The sequence below is a fragment of the Glutamicibacter ardleyensis genome (assembly GCF_014644555.1).
Taxonomy (GTDB): Bacteria; Actinomycetota; Actinomycetes; order Actinomycetales; family Micrococcaceae; genus Glutamicibacter; species Glutamicibacter bergerei.
Window position 1 is genome coordinate 169,546 of the sequence record NZ_BMKX01000006.1, and the last position, 16,014, is coordinate 185,559.

At 60.0% G+C, this 16,014-nt stretch carries 14 protein-coding genes; 3 read left to right on the forward strand and 11 right to left on the reverse strand.

Going from position 1 to position 16,014, the window contains the following annotated elements; all coding sequences use genetic code 11:
* Positions 1 to 15: 15 nt before the first annotated feature.
* The 6 genes from ruvX to IEX04_RS12555 form a co-directional block, all read right to left on the reverse strand.
* Positions 16 to 489, reverse strand: a complete 474-nt coding sequence (ruvX, locus tag IEX04_RS12530) for a Holliday junction resolvase RuvX (RefSeq protein ID WP_188686055.1) — start codon at positions 487 to 489, stop codon at positions 16 to 18.
* Positions 482 to 3,172, reverse strand: coding sequence for an alanine--tRNA ligase (gene alaS, locus IEX04_RS12535; RefSeq protein ID WP_188686057.1), 2,691 nt, complete (start codon positions 3,170 to 3,172; stop codon positions 482 to 484). Before alaS ends, ruvX begins: the two co-directional genes overlap by 8 nt.
* A 19-nt stretch (positions 3,173 to 3,191) precedes the next feature.
* Positions 3,192 to 3,401, reverse strand: coding sequence for a hypothetical protein (locus IEX04_RS12540; protein WP_096257770.1), 210 nt, complete (start codon positions 3,399 to 3,401; stop codon positions 3,192 to 3,194).
* A gap of 11 nt (positions 3,402 to 3,412) precedes the next feature.
* Positions 3,413 to 3,784 (reverse strand): DUF948 domain-containing protein, encoded by a 372-nt coding sequence (locus tag IEX04_RS12545; RefSeq protein ID WP_188686059.1) that lies wholly within the window; start codon positions 3,782 to 3,784, stop codon positions 3,413 to 3,415.
* Between the two features lie 124 nt (positions 3,785 to 3,908).
* Positions 3,909 to 4,532, reverse strand: a complete 624-nt coding sequence (gene rpsD, locus IEX04_RS12550) for a 30S ribosomal protein S4 (RefSeq protein WP_096257772.1) — start codon at positions 4,530 to 4,532, stop codon at positions 3,909 to 3,911.
* A gap of 190 nt (positions 4,533 to 4,722) precedes the next feature.
* The gene (locus tag IEX04_RS12555; protein WP_229677132.1) at positions 4,723 to 6,096 is read right to left on the reverse strand and encodes a replication-associated recombination protein A; all 1,374 of its coding nucleotides are present in this window, start codon (positions 6,094 to 6,096) and stop codon (positions 4,723 to 4,725) included.
* 90 nt (positions 6,097 to 6,186) lie between these two features.
* Between IEX04_RS12555 and dtd the strand changes: the two genes are divergently transcribed.
* A complete protein-coding gene (gene dtd, locus IEX04_RS12560; RefSeq protein ID WP_188686060.1) occupies positions 6,187 to 6,624 on the forward strand; it encodes a D-aminoacyl-tRNA deacylase in 438 nt (145 codons plus the stop codon).
* Here the strand turns inward: dtd and IEX04_RS12565 are convergent.
* The 4 genes from IEX04_RS12565 to hisS form a co-directional block, all read right to left on the reverse strand.
* Positions 6,621 to 6,950 carry a PadR family transcriptional regulator gene (locus tag IEX04_RS12565; protein ID WP_188686062.1) on the reverse strand — a complete coding sequence of 110 codons (330 nt, stop codon included), beginning with the start codon at positions 6,948 to 6,950 and terminating at the stop codon, positions 6,621 to 6,623. The two genes, dtd and IEX04_RS12565, sit on opposite strands and share 4 nt — an antisense overlap.
* A complete protein-coding gene (locus IEX04_RS12570) occupies positions 6,943 to 8,061 on the reverse strand; it encodes a hypothetical protein (RefSeq protein WP_188686064.1) in 1,119 nt (372 codons plus the stop codon). The genes IEX04_RS12565 and IEX04_RS12570 overlap by 8 nt, the downstream gene beginning before the upstream one ends.
* Positions 8,062 to 8,210: 149 nt before the next feature.
* Positions 8,211 to 10,004, reverse strand: coding sequence for an aspartate--tRNA ligase (aspS, locus tag IEX04_RS12575; protein ID WP_096257776.1), 1,794 nt, complete (start codon positions 10,002 to 10,004; stop codon positions 8,211 to 8,213).
* Between the two features lie 72 nt (positions 10,005 to 10,076).
* Positions 10,077 to 11,402, reverse strand: coding sequence for a histidine--tRNA ligase (hisS, locus tag IEX04_RS12580; protein WP_188686066.1), 1,326 nt, complete (start codon positions 11,400 to 11,402; stop codon positions 10,077 to 10,079).
* Between the two features lie 143 nt (positions 11,403 to 11,545).
* Here hisS and IEX04_RS12585 point away from each other — a divergent pair, with 143 nt between their 5' ends.
* Both IEX04_RS12585 and IEX04_RS12590 read left to right on the forward strand, forming a co-directional pair.
* Positions 11,546 to 12,904: a DUF349 domain-containing protein gene (locus IEX04_RS12585; RefSeq protein ID WP_096257779.1), complete on the forward strand. Its 1,359-nt coding sequence runs from the start codon at positions 11,546 to 11,548 to the stop codon at positions 12,902 to 12,904.
* A 58-nt stretch (positions 12,905 to 12,962) separates the two neighbouring features.
* Positions 12,963 to 13,568, forward strand: a complete 606-nt coding sequence (locus IEX04_RS12590; protein WP_096257783.1) for a hypothetical protein — start codon at positions 12,963 to 12,965, stop codon at positions 13,566 to 13,568.
* Between the two features lie 18 nt (positions 13,569 to 13,586).
* Here the strand turns inward: IEX04_RS12590 and IEX04_RS12595 are convergent, their stop codons facing one another.
* Entirely contained in the window at positions 13,587 to 15,854 is a 2,268-nt protein-coding gene (locus IEX04_RS12595) for a RelA/SpoT family protein (protein ID WP_096257785.1), read from the reverse strand.
* Positions 15,855 to 16,014 lie beyond the last annotated feature (160 nt).

Consider the following 16,014-nt stretch of genomic DNA (forward strand, 5'->3'; position numbering starts at 1 on the left):
TCTCGCGTCGCGCCGTTATTTCAACACGATACGGCTGGCTTGCACACGCACGGAGTTGCGACGCATTTCAAGCACCTGTTGCAGGATTTCGACGGCTGCCACCTGGTCAACGACCTGGCGGTGATCTTGCATGCGGCGACCTGAGGCATGCAATGAACGATGGGCACTGACCGTGCTCAAACGCTCATCGACCAAAAAAATTCCAACCTCGATTTTAGCCTCATTTGCCTCTTCCGCCAAGGCAATCGCGTAGTCACGAGCCATTCTTGTGGATTCGGTTGAGTTTCCGGCCAGTGATTTCGGTTCGCCGATGAATACCTCGGACACGCCCCGGTCAACGATCATGCGTAATAACATGCGTCGATCAGAGTTTTTCTTCAGGTCCCTGCGCAGTGTCATCACCGGGGTGGCGAGGATTCCGGAGGGATCGGACACGGCGACGCCGACGCGGGCCAGGCCCACGTCGACGCCGAACGCAATATTAGCCATTGGCAAGTGCCGCCCGAATTGCTGCCAGCGCGTCATCGATCTTTGACACGTCCTGGCCGCCGCCCTGAGCCATATCGTCCTTGCCGCCGCCTCCTCCTCCGAGTACCCCGGTTGCGGTGCGAACCAGCGCGCCGGCCTTAAAGCCGTTGCTGCGGGCCTCATCGTTAGTCACTGCGAGCACCAGCGGACGGGAGCTTGACTCGCCGATCAGCACGATGACAGCCGCTTCGCTACCAAGTTTGCCACGCAGATCCAACGCCATGGTGCGTAGCGCATCGGCCGAATCGATGGTCCCGGCATTGTGCGCCAAGAGCCGGGTTTGGCCGATGGTTTCGACCTTCTCCAACAGCTTTGCCGACTGTGCGAGCATCGCCTGGCTCTTCAGCTCGGCGATCTGCTTCTCCGCTGCCTTCAACTTCGCCACGGTGTCATTGACCCGCTCGGAAACCTGATTTGAAGGCACCCGGAAGAGGCCTGACAGCTCGGAAACTAGGGCACGTTCGGCCGCTCCGTGACGGAACGCCTCCATGCCTACCAGTGCTTCGACGCGGCGGTTGCCCGAACCGACCGAGGCTTCGGAGAGCAAGGTGAGCTGGCCGATGCGTGAGGTGGTTGGCACGTGCGTGCCACCGCAGAGCTCGCGGGACCAGGCGCCGTTCATCTCAACGACGCGCACCGCGCTGCCGTACTTTTCACCGAACAGGCTCATCGCGCCCAGCTGCTGCGCTTCGGCCAAAGCCATCTCGTTGGTGACCACCTGGTGGTTGGCGGCGATCGCGAGGTTCACGACCTCCTCAACCTCGGTACGTGCCTGGGCCGAGAGTGCCTCGGTCCAGGAGAAGTCAAAGCGCAGGTAGCCAGCCTTGTTGAAAGAACCGGCCTGGGTGGCGGTGTCGCCAAGTAACTGACGCAACGCGGCATGCACCAGGTGGGTGGCCGAGTGGGCCTGCTCACCGGAGTGGCGACGGATTGCATCTACCTGGGTGCGCACCAGCGCGTCGGCGGGAAGTTCACCCTCGCGCACGATCACCTTGTGCACGTTCAGCCCCTTCACCGGAGCCTGCACGTCGGTGACCTCAAGGACAAAGCCGTCGCCGGTGATCAAGCCGATATCGCCGGCTTGGCCGCCAGATTCGGCGTAGAACGGGGTCTCGTCGAGCACCAGTTCAATTTCTTGACCCTGCTCGGCGTAGTTCACCACCGCACCGTTGGAAACGATACCGCGGATCTTCGATTCACCCACGAGCGTGTCATAACCGGTGAAGTTGACCTTGCCGGCCAGCGCCAACTGGTTAAATACGCTCAGATCAGCGTGCCCACCCTTTTTGGACTTGGCGTCCTTCTGGGCGCGGGTGCGCTGTTCGGTCATCAGTTCGCGGAAGCGCTTCTCATCTACCGCAAGCCCCGCCTCGGAAGCGATTTCCAAGGTCAGGTCGATTGGGAATCCGAAGGTGTCATGCAGGGTGAAGGCGTCATCTCCGGAGAGGTTGTGTCCTTCGGCCTGAGCGGATTTCAGCGCGTCGTCCAGTCGGATGGTGCCCGAGGCGATGGTGCGGCTAAAGGCGCGCTCCTCTGCGTAGGCGATGCGTGCGATACGTTCGAAGTCTTCGGCGACGATTGGGTAGACACCCTTCATCGCGTCGCGCGAGACCGGCAGCAGCTCTGGCAGAACCGCGGTGTCCACGCCCATCAGGCGCAGCGCGCGCACGGCACGGCGGATCAGTCGGCGCAGTACGTAGCCGCGGCCTTCGTTACCCGGGGTGACACCATCGGAGATGAGCATCAGCGAGGAGCGAGTGTGGTCAGCGATCATGCGCAGGCGCACGTCGTTGGCGTGGTTCGGGTCTGCCGGGTCCTCGGTGGAGGTGTATACGATGCCGGCGAGTTCCGCGGCCTTGTCGAGCACCGGACGCAGCTGATCGGTCTCGTACATGTTCTCCACGCCCTGCAAGATCATTGCCAGACGTTCCAGACCCAGACCGGTATCGATATTGCGCTTGGGCAGTTCGCCGGCAACATCAAAGTCGGTTTTGGAGCGTACCGCGGAAAGCCGGTACTGCATGAAGACGAGGTTCCAGATTTCGACAAAACGGGTTTCGTCGACGGCCGGGCCACCATCCACACCGTATTCCGGGCCGCGGTCGTAGTAGATTTCCGAGCAGGGGCCACCGGGGCCGGGCTGGCCGGTGTTCCAGTAGTTATCTTCCTTGCCGGTGCCGACTACGCGTTCGGAAGGCATGCCGATCTCGTCTTCCCAGATGCTGCGAGCTTCGGTGTCTTTTTCGTCGCCGTCCTCGTAGACGGTGACCCAGAGACGAGCCTTATCTAGCCCGTAGCCACCGTCTTCGATCGAACCGGTGAGCAGTTCCCAGGCGAAGTGGATCGCTTCGCGCTTGAAGTAATCGCCGAAGGAAAAGTTGCCGCACATCTGGAAGAAGGTGCCGTGACGTGAGGTCTTACCGACCTCTTCGATGTCACCGGTGCGAATGCACTTCTGCACCGAGGTAGCGCGCGTGTAGGGCGGCTCTTCCTGCGCGGTGAGGTAAGGGATGAACGGGACCATGCCGGCCACCGTAAAGAGCAGCGAAGGGTCAGATGAGACCAGCGACGCGCTGGGTACCGCCGTGTGCCCCTTGGAGACGAAGAAGTCTACCCAGCGGCGTGCAATTTCCTGCGTTTTCATCGTGTTACGGATGGTCCCTTCACTTAGCGGTGTCCACGCCTAAGGCGGAACGTAGTTCTACTTCGCGGGAGTTCATTCCCTCACGGAATGCTCCCACTACCTCCGAGATGCGATCGGCATACTTACCGACCTGACGGTTTAGCGCCGCCCCGGAGGATACTTCGGTGTATTTTTTGGTGGCGAGGACTCCGACGCCCACGCCAATAACAACCCACAAAAGCTTCTTCATTCTAGTCTCCCCTAACGGCTACGGCGGCCCTTGCCGCTGGCATTCGCGTTCATCGCTGCCTTCACACCCGAGGTGAAAGCTGCGACCTTGATCAGTGGCTTGCCCACCGTGGCTGCCACCAAGGAGGACAGCGCGGAGACGTTGGCGCTCGCATCGGAGACGTTTGAGGTGATCGCGTCGACCTTCTTGAGCTGGTCATTGGTCGTGGCCACCGTGTTAACAACCTCGCCGATCAGCGGAGTGGTCCCGTCGGAGAGGTCCTTGATCGAGTTGCGAAGCTCATCAAACACCTTGCCCAACTTGATAATTGGTACGGCCAACAGTGCCACCAAGATGGCAAAGACGCCGGCCGCGATGAGCCCTGCAATATCCGAACCCGACATGTGCTTCCTCTTCTGCTTTGGGTGCTTGCTGCCAGTCCACCTTATCGAACCGGAGGCGATTAAAGGTAGTTAAGCCAGTGGCCCGCAACCGAGTCGGTTGCGGGCCACCAAACACACACTAAGTTTAGCGTGCGTAGTACTCGACCACGAGGTTCTCTTCGCAGGTCACTGGGATCTCTGCACGCTCAGGAGCGCGCAGGTAGGTAGCCTGCAAGGCTTCCAGCTTCACGTCCAGGTAAGCAGGAGCTGCTGGAAGCACGGTAGCGTGCTCTCCGGCTGCTGCCATCTGGAAAGGAACCATCTTCTCGCTCTTTTCGTGCACGTGGATCAGCTGACCCGGCTGCACCTTGAACGATGGGCGGTCCACGCGCTGGCCGTTAACTAGGATGTGGCGGTGCACAACTAGCTGACGAGCCTGCTGGATGGTGCGGGCGAAGCCTGCACGCAGAACCAGAGCGTCTAGACGGGACTCGAGCAGTGCCAACAGGTTGTCACCGGTCTGGCCGCCGAGGCGCTTTGCTTCCTTAAAAGCGTTAAGCATCTGAACTTCGCGGATGCCGTACTGGGCACGAAGACGCTGCTTTTCGCGCAGACGTACCGCGTAATCGCTGTCCTGCTTCTTGCGGGCGCGACCATGCTGGCCGGGACCGTAGGGACGACGCTCCATGTACTTTTCAGCTTTTGGAGTCAGGGCAAGGCCGAGTGCGCGCGAGAGGCGCACGGTACGGCGGGCACGGGCGTTAGCCATAAGTGTGTCCTTTTCGTTTTAGCGACGGGATCTACTGGCCTCCGGGACGGAGAGTGTTGGGGCGTCGCGCCCCTGAACCACTGCAACCTTGTTACCCCTGCGATTACTCGCGGGCGCAACTTAGCTTGCCAGCCAAAGATCAAGTCTACACGAATGCAGGGGCCAGCCAGGCCCGTTGTAACGTAGCTCGCTATCGTTTCTTCTTGTCTTTACGGCGAATGATCTCCCGTAGCTTTGCCAGTCGATCACTCAACGTGCGTTCGGTGCCGTTGGCCGTGGGACGGTAGTAGTTGGTGCCGAGCAGATCGTCGGGCAGATACTGCTGGCTGGCGATCGAATGCGGGGCATCGTGCGAATAAATGTAGCCGACCCCGTGGCCCAACTGCTTAGCTCCCGGATAGTGGGCGTCGCGCAGGTGGTCTGGGACCAGCGAGCCCTTGCCTGCGTTCACGTCGGCGATGGCCTCGTTGATCGCGGTGTAGGCGGCGTTTGATTTCGGCGCGGTGGCCAGGTGCACGGTGGCGTGCCCAAGGATCAGCCGCGCCTCGGGCATGCCGATCAGCGCTACCGATTGGGCGGCGGCTACGGCCAGCGGCAGTGCGCTGGAGTCGGCCATGCCGATGTCCTCGCTGGCACTGATCATCAGCCGGCGGGCGATAAACCGCGGGTCCTCCCCCGCGGAGAGCATGCGCGCCAAATAGTGCAGGGCGGCATCTACGTCGGAGCCGCGAATGGATTTGATGAACGCGGAGATGATGTCGTAGTGCTGGTCCCCGTCCTTGTCATAACGTTGCACCGCTTGATCCATGGCGAGCTGGACGTGTTCGTCTTGGATTTCGATCGGCGGTTCCGGCTTTGTCCCGGACGCGTTCCAGGCCACCGCCCCGGCGGCTTCCAGCACCGTCAAGGAACGCCGGGCGTCGCCTTGGGCCAGCCGAACGATCGCGTCTCGCTGCGTTTCGGGAAGGATTACCTGCGCGTCAAAACCTCGCTCGTCCGCCACCGCACGGTCAAGGAGCTGCGCGAGATCCGCATCGGTCAGCGGTCGCAGAGTCAGCAGTAAGGAGCGCGAGAGTAGCGGAGAAATCACCGAAAAGGAGGGGTTTTCGGTGGTGGCAGCGACCAGCACCACCACCCGATTTTCGACCCCGGGAAGCAATGCGTCCTGCTGGGCCTTGTTAAAGCGGTGAATCTCATCGAGGAAAAGCACCGTGGTCACCCCGCGTAGATCGCGGTCATCCTTGGCCTGCTCGATCACTCGGCGGACATCTTTCACCCCGGCGGTAATTGCCGAAAGCTCCACAAATTTACGGTCCGTGGCACGCGCAATCACGTGGGCGATGGTGGTCTTGCCGATACCTGGCGGGCCGTACAAGATCACACTGGCAGGCCCGGCCAAACCGGTTTCGGGATGTTCGGCGAGTTGCCGCAACGGCGAGCCGGGGCCCAGCAGGTGGCCTTGGCCGACCAGTTCATCTAGCGTCTTGGGGCGCATACGTACCGCAAGGGGTGGGCGCGGCCGCTTGATCGAACCGTCATCCAGGGCATCCAGCAAATCGTTCACAGACCCAGCCTACCGATATTCTGATAGTTGCGCGGTGCAGCTCAACACTTCACCGCCACCACCCACCACCTTTTGAAAGGACCCTGCCCTATGCGCGCCGTCATCCAGGTTGCCAGCAACGCCCACGTCGAGGTCGAAGGGGAAGTTGTCGGCAAATTAGATGCCCCGGGGCTGGTTATTCTTTTGGGCGTGACGCACGACGATGACCAGGACACCGCGCGCAAGGTTGCGGAGAAAATCTGGCAGTTGCGCATTTTAGAAGATGAAACCTCGGCGGCCGGAACTGATTCACCGTTGCTGGTGATCAGCCAATTCACGCTCTACGGTTCGGTGCGCAAGGGGCGGCGGCCCTCATGGTCAAATGCGGCACCCGGCCCGATCAGCGAGCCGCTCTACGAGTACTTCGTGCGCTACCTGCGTGAGTTGGGAGCCACGGTTGCGACCGGAAAATTTGGCGCGATGATGAACGTGTCGCTGACAAACACCGGCCCGTTCACCGTGATCGTTGATTCGGCGGAGCTGGCTTAGCGTCCGGTAGTTCTCACCAGCTGCGCGAGCATATCGAAGTTTGCGCGATGGCTTTCTAGCTCGGCATAGCCGGAATCCGAGAGTTCGTAGACCTTCCGCCCCGGCCCGCCTTGCCCTTCTTCCCATCGGGTTTCCACGAGTCCCGATGCTTCCAACTTCGCTAATGCGGGATAGAGCGTTGCGCCCTTGATCGGCCCAAAACCGCGGTCCTGCAGGGATTTGGACAGGGCGTAACCGTGGGCGTGCCCCGTAGATAATTCAGCCAACAAAAGCATCGGTAGCATGGCTCGTTGCCAGCTGCCGGGAAATGGTGAATCCTTACTCATCGCGGCCTTCTTCCAGACCGCGGGCGTGGGCGCGCCTTTCGGCAAGTTTCGATTGCACGTATTCCGCGCGATTTGCGGAGCGTAACTCGTAGAGCGTAATTACTGCATAAATCAGAATGCAAACTCCGAAGAAAATATCCCAGCCACTGCGGTCCGGGGCAAGCACCTCCGGCAGGAGGCTTGTGCCGTATAAAACTACTAATGCCAGTGGCAGCAAGCGGCGCATCAACCAGCGTCGCTTCAGCGCATTTGCGGTGTTGACTCCGAGTCCTATGGTGAATTCGCCCGGCGTACCGAATTCTTCGACAATTGTTGCCTCACCGCCTTCCACGCTCATATTCGACCAGTGCTCGCGGGCAGGCTCCAATGCAGATGCCGCTTCTTTACCCCGCATTCCGTAGCGTCCGCGCAACAAACGTGTGGATTCGGCAAACCAGGTCTCTGGATCGGTGAAAGCTGAGGCGCAGTTACGCGGTGCTGCAGGTTCTTTATTGAATGGTAGCCAAAAGACACCGACGGCCAGTGCGATCCCGAGGATCGGCGCTAGCCAGTTGGGCAGTTGCATGGCTTCTTCACCGCCGAGTACTGCGATGATCGCAGCCGCTGCGATGGAAACCACTATTCCTGCCAAACCCAGCGTCCATGATCGGGCGAACCTGCCTTTCAACCGGTAGAGCCACCACAGGTGCCCGGATAATGCGATTCCTGTGCCTGCGCTCAAGGCGGCTAGCTGCCAATAGTGCCACGAATTCGAAGCCCATCCATCACGGAATCCGACCCAAGTTCCAAAACCGGCGCACAGTAGGCCAACCACAAGGCCAAAACCAGCCAGTAGCAACACACTGCTGTTGATCGACATCTCCGAATCCGCGAGCTGTTGCGGCGTCAATCGCGCGTAGGACCGGACTTCGCCGTATTCGCTTGGATCGCCAAAGAGATCTTCTGCACCTTGGCCGCTATCTCGGATGGCAGCCAACGCATTTTCCAGTTCTTGATCGCTCTGCGAATCAGTCAGGTCATTCAGCCACATGGCCAGGCCGAAGTCCTGCGCCCATGCGCGGTCGCTTTCCGGGTATCGCTCGATGATGCCGTCCGGTTCTGCCGAGGCCAAACGGTCTCCTTGGATCGAAATATCTAGGTTGAAAAATAACCTAGTATTAAAATCATCATTAATCCATCTCTTGACCGACTTTGATGCAAAAAAGAAGCCGGATGGAACGCGAAAGTGCGTTCCATCCGGCTTCTTGAAGCGACCGAAGGCTACTTAGCTTCGGCCTTGACGGTCTCTTCGACCTTCTTCTCTGGCTTGAAGTCGATGCCGGCTTCCTTGCGCTGTGCCGGGGTGATCGGCGCAGGAGCAGCGGTCAGCGGATCAAAACCGCCGCCGGTCTTCGGGAAGGCGATGACGTCGCGGATCGACTCGGAACCGGTAAGCAACTGCAGTACGCGGTCCCAGCCCAGGGCAATGCCGCCGTGTGGAGGGGCGCCGAACTTGAAGCCCTCCAGCAGGAAGCCGAACTGGGTCTGCGCCTGCTCGTCGGACACGCCCATCAGCTTGAAGACACGTTCCTGTACGTCACGCTGGTGGATACGGATCGAACCGCCACCGATTTCATTACCGTTGCAGACGATGTCATACGCGTAGGACAGGGCCGAACCCGGATCGGTGTCGAAGGTGTCCATGAACTCGGGCTTCGGGCTGGTGAACGCGTGGTGCACGGCGGTCCATGCGCCGGCACCCACTGCCACGTCGCCGGAGGCTACGGCGGCGGAAGCTGGCTCGAACATTGGTGCGTCAACGATCCAGACGAAAGCCCAGTCGCCGTCCTTGATCAGACCGGTGCGGTGACCGATTTCCACGCGGACCGCGCCAAGCAGTGCACGCGATTCGGTTTTGTCTCCCGCGGAGAAGAAGATGCAGTCGCCGGGCTTCGCGCCGGTCGCCTCGGCCAAGCCGGCCTTCTCCTCGTCGGACAGGTTCTTCGCCACTGGACCAGCCAGCTCGCCATCTTCCTTGAGTAGGACGTAGGCAAGACCCTTGGCACCGCGCTGCTTAGCAAATTCCTGCCAAGCATCTAGGGTGCGTCGTGGCTGGGATGCGCCACCTGGCATGACCACGGAACCGACATACGCGGACTGGAACACCTTGAAGGAAGTGTTCGAGAAGTATTCGGTCATTTCGGTCAATTCCAGACCGAAGCGCAGATCTGGCTTGTCGCTGCCGTACTTGGCCATCGCCTCGGAGTACGCCATGCGGCGGATCGGGGTGGGGACCTGCACGTCGATCAACGACCAGATTTCCTTGACCAGCTTCTCACCGAGCTCGATGATGTCGTCTTCCTCAACGAACGAGGCTTCGATATCCAGCTGGGTGAATTCTGGCTGGCGGTCCGCGCGGAAGTCCTCATCGCGGTAGCAACGAGCGATCTGGTAGTACTTTTCAAAGCCACCGACCTGCAACAGCTGCTTGAACAGCTGTGGGGACTGTGGCAAGGCGTACCAGGAGCCCGGGGAAAGGCGTGCCGGCACGACGAAGTCGCGGGCGCCTTCCGGGGTGGAACGGGTCAGCGTTGGGGTTTCGATTTCGACGAAGCCCTCATCGTGCAGCAGGTTACGCGCGGCACGGTTGACCTCGGAGCGCAAACGCAGGTTGCGGGTCGGGGTCGGACGGCGCAGGTCAAGGTAGCGGTGACGCAGACGCGCCTCCTCGCCGACCTCAACGTGCTCATCGATCTGGAAAGGAAGCGGGGCTGCGGTGTTCAGCACGATCACCTCATCGGCGATCACCTCGATCTCGCCGGTCGGCAGGTTCGGGTTTTCGTTGCCCGCCGGGCGACGCTCAACGGTGCCCTTAATCTGCAACACGAATTCATTGCGCAGCGGGTGGAAGTCCTCTTCATCACGTACGACTACCTGGGCGAACCCAGAGGCATCGCGCAGATCGAGGAACGCCACGCCACCGTGGTCGCGGCGACGCGCAACCCAACCGGTGAGGGTGACCTGCTGTGAAATGTGCTCGGCGCGAAGTTCGCCCAGCTGATGAGTGCGTAGCACTACGATCCTTTCGGTCGGTTGAGACTAGAAATCTCTTCAGTTCTTCTCGTTGACGAGTTTAGTGCACCGCAACTAGTTGACGGTGTTGTACAGATCTTCTGCCGGTGGGGTCCAGCTGCTTGGATCGGCGGTGATTTGCTCACCGGTGCGGATATCTTTCACCTCGTGGGTGCCGTCTTCCTGGGTGAACCAAACGAACGGAATCCCGCGTCGGTCTGCGAACTTGATCTGCTTACCGAACTTTTCGGCGCTCGAGGCGACCTCGCAGGCGATCCCCCGGCCACGCAGCGAAGCTGCAACGTCTTGGGCTTGGTGCCAGGAATCGTCATCAGCCAAGGTGACATATACCACCGACGGCACGGTGCGCGCGGCGCTCACCAGCTCTTCGGCAAGGATCCGCGAGACCAAACGAGTGACTCCAATGGACAGGCCCACGCCCGGATAATTTTTCTTCCCCTTGGAAGCCAACGATTCGTAGCGTCCGCCGGAGCAGATCGAACCCAAGGATTCGTGACCCACCAGCACGGTCTCGTACACGGTGCCGGTGTAATAATCGAGGCCGCGGGCGATGGACAGGTCCGCCATCACCTTGCCCGGGGCGCGCTTGGAGGCGGCGTCGATGACCTGGAAGAGTTCATCGAGCCCGGTGTCTAAGAGTTCGTGTTCTACGCCGAGCGCGCGCACCTGCTCCACGAAGCTGGTATCCAGGGTGCGGATGGCAGCCAGGGCCAGCGCGGCGTCGGCCTGTTCACGGGTGGCGCCGACCTCGTCGATGAGGATCGTAGCGACCGCCTCGTTGCCGATCTTTTCCAGCTTGTCGATGGCGCGCAACACCGCGTCCGGATCTTCTAGGCCCAGACCACGGTAGAAGCCTTCGGCCAGCTTGCGGTTGTTCACGCGCAAACGGAAGTCGCCGATCGGCAGTGCGGACAGCGCATCGGCAATGGTTAGTGCCAGCTCCACGTCGTAGCTAAAGGCGAGGGTGCCCTCGCCAACGACGTCGATATCTGCTTGGGTGAATTCGCGGAAGCGGCCGTCTTGCGGACGCTCGCCGCGCCACACCTTCTGCATCTGGTAGCGGCGGAAGGGGAAAGCCAAGTGTCCGGCATTTTCTACCACGTAGCGGGCGAAAGGCACCGTCAGATCAAAGTGCAGGGCTAGTGCGTTGGGATCGTGCTTATCTTCATTTTCAGCCGCCAGCCGGGAGAGGCCGTAAACTTCCTTGTCGATCTCGCCCTTGCGCAGTAGCTGCCCGCGGGTTTCTACCGCGCGCGTTTCAATGTTGGCAAAACCATGCAGTTCAAAGGTGCGACGCAAGGTGTCCAACACATGTTGTTCGACGACCCGCTCGGCGGGAAGCCATTCGGGGAAACCTGATAATGAGGCCTTGCGTGCCATGAAACTCCTTCATACAAAATGGTTGCCTATCCATCTTACGACGCAACAGCTAGCAATACTGTGCACGTCGGCTTACTAAGAAGTGCAGCTCACAGGTAGAGTTAGCCAAAGCAAGCGAACAGTAAAGCGAAAGAGTTTCAGCGGTGACCACCAGTCAGAAATCCGACGACAGCCCGAACATCCCCTTGCCACAGGCGCATAAGCCAGTGGCAAAGCAGGTTGTGGCTCAGCCCGTCGACCACAGTACCCCCCTTGAAGAAGCGGCAAAATTTGCCCGCGTCACCGACGATGGGCATGTATTTGTCATCATTGACGGCGCCGAGCACCCGGTCGGACAGTACCCGGATGCCACAAAGGATGAGGCTTTGGCCTACTTTGTGCGCAAGTACGACGATGTCCTGTCCCAGTTGATGCTGCTCGAACAGCGCGTGAGTGCCAAGGCACCAAGCGGCGATATGCCGAAGACCTTGGATACCTTGGCCGCCACCGTGGCCGAACGTCATCTGGTCGGCGATATTCCTAAGCTCGAAGCACGGATCGCCGCTGCACGTACCGCGGTGAGTGCTCTGGCTGGCGAACAGCGTCAGGTCACCGAGGCCGCCCGCGCCGAACAGCTCAAGGTCCGCGAAGCCTTAGTGGAGCAAGCCGAAGCATTGGCTGAGAAGCGCCCCGAGCAGATCCAGTGGAAGACCGCTTCCACCGCAATGAACGAACTGTTCGAAACGTGGAAGGGAACTCAGCGTTCGGCCGTACGCTTGCCGCGTGCCACCGAAGATGCGCTCTGGAAACGTTTCCGTGCCGCGCGCACCACCTTTGACCGGCACCGCCGGGCATACTTCTCACAGCTCGATGCCACCAACGCGCAGGCGAAGTCTGCCAAGGAGGAGCTGATCAGCCGCGCCGAGGCGTTGCAAAGCTCCACCGACTGGGCAGGCACCGCCGCCGAGTACCGCAAACTGATGGACGAGTGGAAAAAATCCCGCCGTGCTTCGCGTAAGGATGACGACGCACTGTGGAGCCGCTTCCGTGCCTCGCAGGATGTATTCTTCCAGGCTCGCGCCGCGGAAAATGCGAAGGTCGACGCCGAATACGGTGAAAACCTGATCGTCAAGGAGGCGCTGCTTGAAGAGGCTCGTGCCCTGGTACCGGTGAAGGATCTTTCCATCACCAAGCAGAAACTCGATTCAATTCGTAGCCGTTGGGAAGTAGCTGGCAAGGTGCCACGCGCGGACCTCCAGCGAGTGGAATCGGCATTGCGTCAGGTTGAAGAGGCCGTCAAGGGTGCCGAAGAAGAGCAGTGGCGCCGGTCAAATCCGGAGACCAAGGCTCGGTCGAACTCGATGCTTTCGCAGTTGCAGGACACCATTGCAGCTTTGGAAGACGATCTTGAAGCAGCGAAAAAGCAGGGTAATGCCAAGCGGATCGCGAAGGCTCAGGAGGCCCTGGAGGCTCGCCAGATGTGGTTGAACACCCTGGAGAAGTCTGCGGCGGATCTCGACTAGAATCCACAGATCGCACAAACACCCCCTACGCGGCGGCGCTTGCTGGTTCAGTAGCTTTATGGAAAAAGTTACCGGACAGCGCGTCGCCGCGTTGCGTATCCCCGAAGACCTGTTTATCGTCGGCGAACCTTTTACCCGCAATGAGCTCGGCGCCATGGCTACCCATGGGTTGCTGCGCGAATCCATTGGCGGGTGTTTTGTGGAGAGCAGGTTTCGTTATGACTCGACCGCGCGGGCGCAAATAGCCGCGTTTCTTGCCGGTCGGCACTTTGGCAGAACTGATATTTTCTGCCAGCAGACCGCAGCGTGGATTCACGGCTTACTGCCACATGTGAACACCGTCTGTATTTCATCGGACCTCTATCACCGGCCTTACCGGCCGGGCAACGGGCTGAACTTTGAATTTGTGCAGCTGCCGATTGACGATGAGGATGTGGTCAATCGCAAGCGGGTCAGGCTGAGCAGTTCATTGCGCACGGTATGCGATGTGGCCTGTTATGACCCGTTGCCGATCGCCACCTCGGTGTTTAATCAAGTGCAACGCCTCGGTGATCCGTTTTTGAATCTGGATGCCGTGGGCGAAAGCCTGGCCCAACTGGAGGCTAGTGCCCCGGTGGCGCGCGCACTACGGTTGGTGCAGTCCTATGAGGCGCGTGCTGCCTAAACCGGCAGGGTTTAGCGTTTAGCGCCGGCTTCCTGCGGTGGTGCGGTAGACGTCGTAGACCCCGTCGATGCGGCGGACCTGGTTGAGCACATGGCTCAGGAACTTTGGATCGCCCATTTCGAAGGAGAACCGTGAGATCGCCACTCGTTCGCGGCTGGTTTGCACGCTGGCCGAGAGAATGTTCAGGTGGCTTTCGGACAAGATCCGGGTGACATCGGAAAGCAGTGACTTGCGGTCCAACGCCTCCACTTGGATTTCCACCAGGAACACCCCGTGGTGCTTTTCCGCCCAAGATACCTGAACCAGCCGCTCAGGTTGTTGGGCAAGCTGTGCGAGGTTGAGGCAGTCGGTGCGGTGCACCGATACTCCGGCGCCGCGGGTGACGAAGCCCTGGATCTCATCCGGTGGGACCGGAGTACAGCAACGAGCGAGCTTGACCAGCACGTCGCCGACACCCTGAACGATGACGCCGGCGTCGTTGCCCGTGGTGGGCTTGGACAGGCTCGTACTGACGACGGCTTCTTCATCAACCTGTTCGCCCGCCGGAGGGCCGGTGAGCGAGACCAGATGTTCGATAACGTTCTGTGCACTGGTGTGCCCATCACCCACCGACTGGTAGAGCGCTGAAATATCCACGTGGTGCAGGTTGGTGGCCACGGTGGTCAGCAACTCATGGGTCATCAATCGCTGCAGTGGCAGCTGATTGCGGCGCAGCTCCTTGGTGAGCAGCTCCTTGCCCTTTTCAATCGCTTCCTCGCGGCGTTCCTTAGAGAAGTACGCGCGAATTTTAGCCTTGGCCCGCGGGGATTTGACGAAGTTCTGCCAGTCCTGCGAAGGGCCGGCGTCTTCGGCCTTGGAGGTGAAGACCTCCACCACGTCGCCCTGCTTCAACTCGGTATGCAGCGGAACGAGCTTGCCATTCACCCGGGAGCCGATGGTGCGGTGGCCGACGTCGGTGTGGATGGAGTAGGCGAAGTCGATCGGTGTAGCACCCACCGGCAGCGACATGATGTCACCTTTGGGGGTGAACACGTAAACTTCGGCGGAGTTGATGGTGTAGCGCAGCCCGTCGAGGAATTCCTCGGAGTCGGTGGTGTCTTCCTGCCACTCCATTAAGGAGCGTAGCCACTCCATGTTCTTCTCCGGCGAGAGCATCGCATCTGACCGGTCGCCGTGCTTGTACTGGAAGTGTGCTGCCACCCCGTTTTCGGCATGCAGGTGCATCTCATGGGTGCGGATCTGAATTTCCACCGGCTTGCCCTCTGGGCCCATCACGGTGGTGTGCAAAGACTGATAAAGGTTTAGCTTAGGCAGGGCGATGTAGTCTTTGAAACGTCCGGGCAGCGGATTCCATTCGGAGTGCACTACACCCAGTGCGCCATAACAATCCTTCACCGAGTCCACGGTGATCCGCACGCCCATCAGGTCGTGAATGTCGTCGAAGTCTTTACCGCGCACGATCATCTTCTGGTAGATCGAGTAGTAGTGCTTCGGTCGGCCGGAGACTTGGGCATGGACGTTGAGTTCGTTAAGTTTATTGTTCAGCTGTTCGCGGATGCCGGCGAGGTATTTTTCGCGTTCCGGGGTGCGGTCCCCCACCATGCGAACAATCTCTTGGTACACCAGTGGGTGCAGGGCTGCGAAGGAAAGGTCTTCCAGTTCCCATTTAACCGCGTTCATACCCAGCCGGTGCGCCAGCGGAGCGAAGATCTCTAAGGTCTCCTTCGCCTTGCGCGAGCTGGACTCCGGGGAGACATAGCGCCAGGTGCGCGCGTTGTGTAGACGGTCAGCCAATTTGATGAGCAGCACGCGGATATCGCGGGACATCGCGACGACCATTTTGCGCACGGTTTCCGCCGGGGCGGCATCCCCGTAGGTGACCTTGTCGAGTTTGGTCACCCCATCGACGAGCATCGCGATCTCTTCGGAAAATTCCTTGGTGACCGATTCCAGCGAGTAGTCGGTGTCTTCCACGGTGTCATGCAACAACGCGGCAGCCAGGATCGAACCTGTCATACCCATTTCTGCAAGGATCGTCGCCACGGCCACCGGGTGGGTGATGTAGGGGTCGCCACTTTTGCGTTTTTGACCCTCGTGGTACTTTTCTGCCACCTCGTAGGCGTGGATCAGCAGATCCAGATCAGCCTTGGGGTGTTTGGATTTGACCGTGCGCAGCAGCGGTTCCAAAGTTGGCGAGGTGCTGGGGGTGCTTCCTCGGCCCGCAAAGCGTACTAGACGTGAGATAGAGCGTCGCTTCGAATTGTTCGGGGTCGGCGTGTTAGCCATGCCTCGCTCCTTCCCACCGTTGCCGGTCCTAACGGTGCTAGGTGCCAAGCTAGCGATGCCGGCGCCGTGCAATGTTTTAGTTCATTCGTTATAGCACATTCGCGCAATGACAACTAATTACCCGTTCGACACTACTATAAAAAAGTGCCCCGGATCGGTT

Coding starts and splice junctions, on each gene's coding strand:
- IEX04_RS12545 (WP_188686059.1), bottom strand. CDS start 3,784: ATGTCGGGTTCGGATATTGCAGGGCTCATCGCGGCCGGCGTCTTTGCC.
- dtd (WP_188686060.1), top strand. CDS start 6,187: ATGCGCGCCGTCATCCAGGTTGCCAGCAACGCCCACGTCGAGGTCGAA.
- rpsD (WP_096257772.1), bottom strand. CDS start 4,532: ATGGCTAACGCCCGTGCCCGCCGTACCGTGCGCCTCTCGCGCGCACTC.
- hisS (WP_188686066.1), bottom strand. CDS start 11,402: ATGGCACGCAAGGCCTCATTATCAGGTTTCCCCGAATGGCTTCCCGCC.
- IEX04_RS12595 (WP_096257785.1), bottom strand. CDS start 15,854: ATGGCTAACACGCCGACCCCGAACAATTCGAAGCGACGCTCTATCTCA.
- alaS (WP_188686057.1), bottom strand. CDS start 3,172: ATGAAAACGCAGGAAATTGCACGCCGCTGGGTAGACTTCTTCGTCTCC.
- IEX04_RS12540 (WP_096257770.1), bottom strand. CDS start 3,401: ATGAAGAAGCTTTTGTGGGTTGTTATTGGCGTGGGCGTCGGAGTCCTC.
- IEX04_RS12565 (WP_188686062.1), bottom strand. CDS start 6,950: ATGAGTAAGGATTCACCATTTCCCGGCAGCTGGCAACGAGCCATGCTA.
- ruvX (WP_188686055.1), bottom strand. CDS start 489: ATGGCTAATATTGCGTTCGGCGTCGACGTGGGCCTGGCCCGCGTCGGC.
- IEX04_RS12590 (WP_096257783.1), top strand. CDS start 12,963: ATGGAAAAAGTTACCGGACAGCGCGTCGCCGCGTTGCGTATCCCCGAA.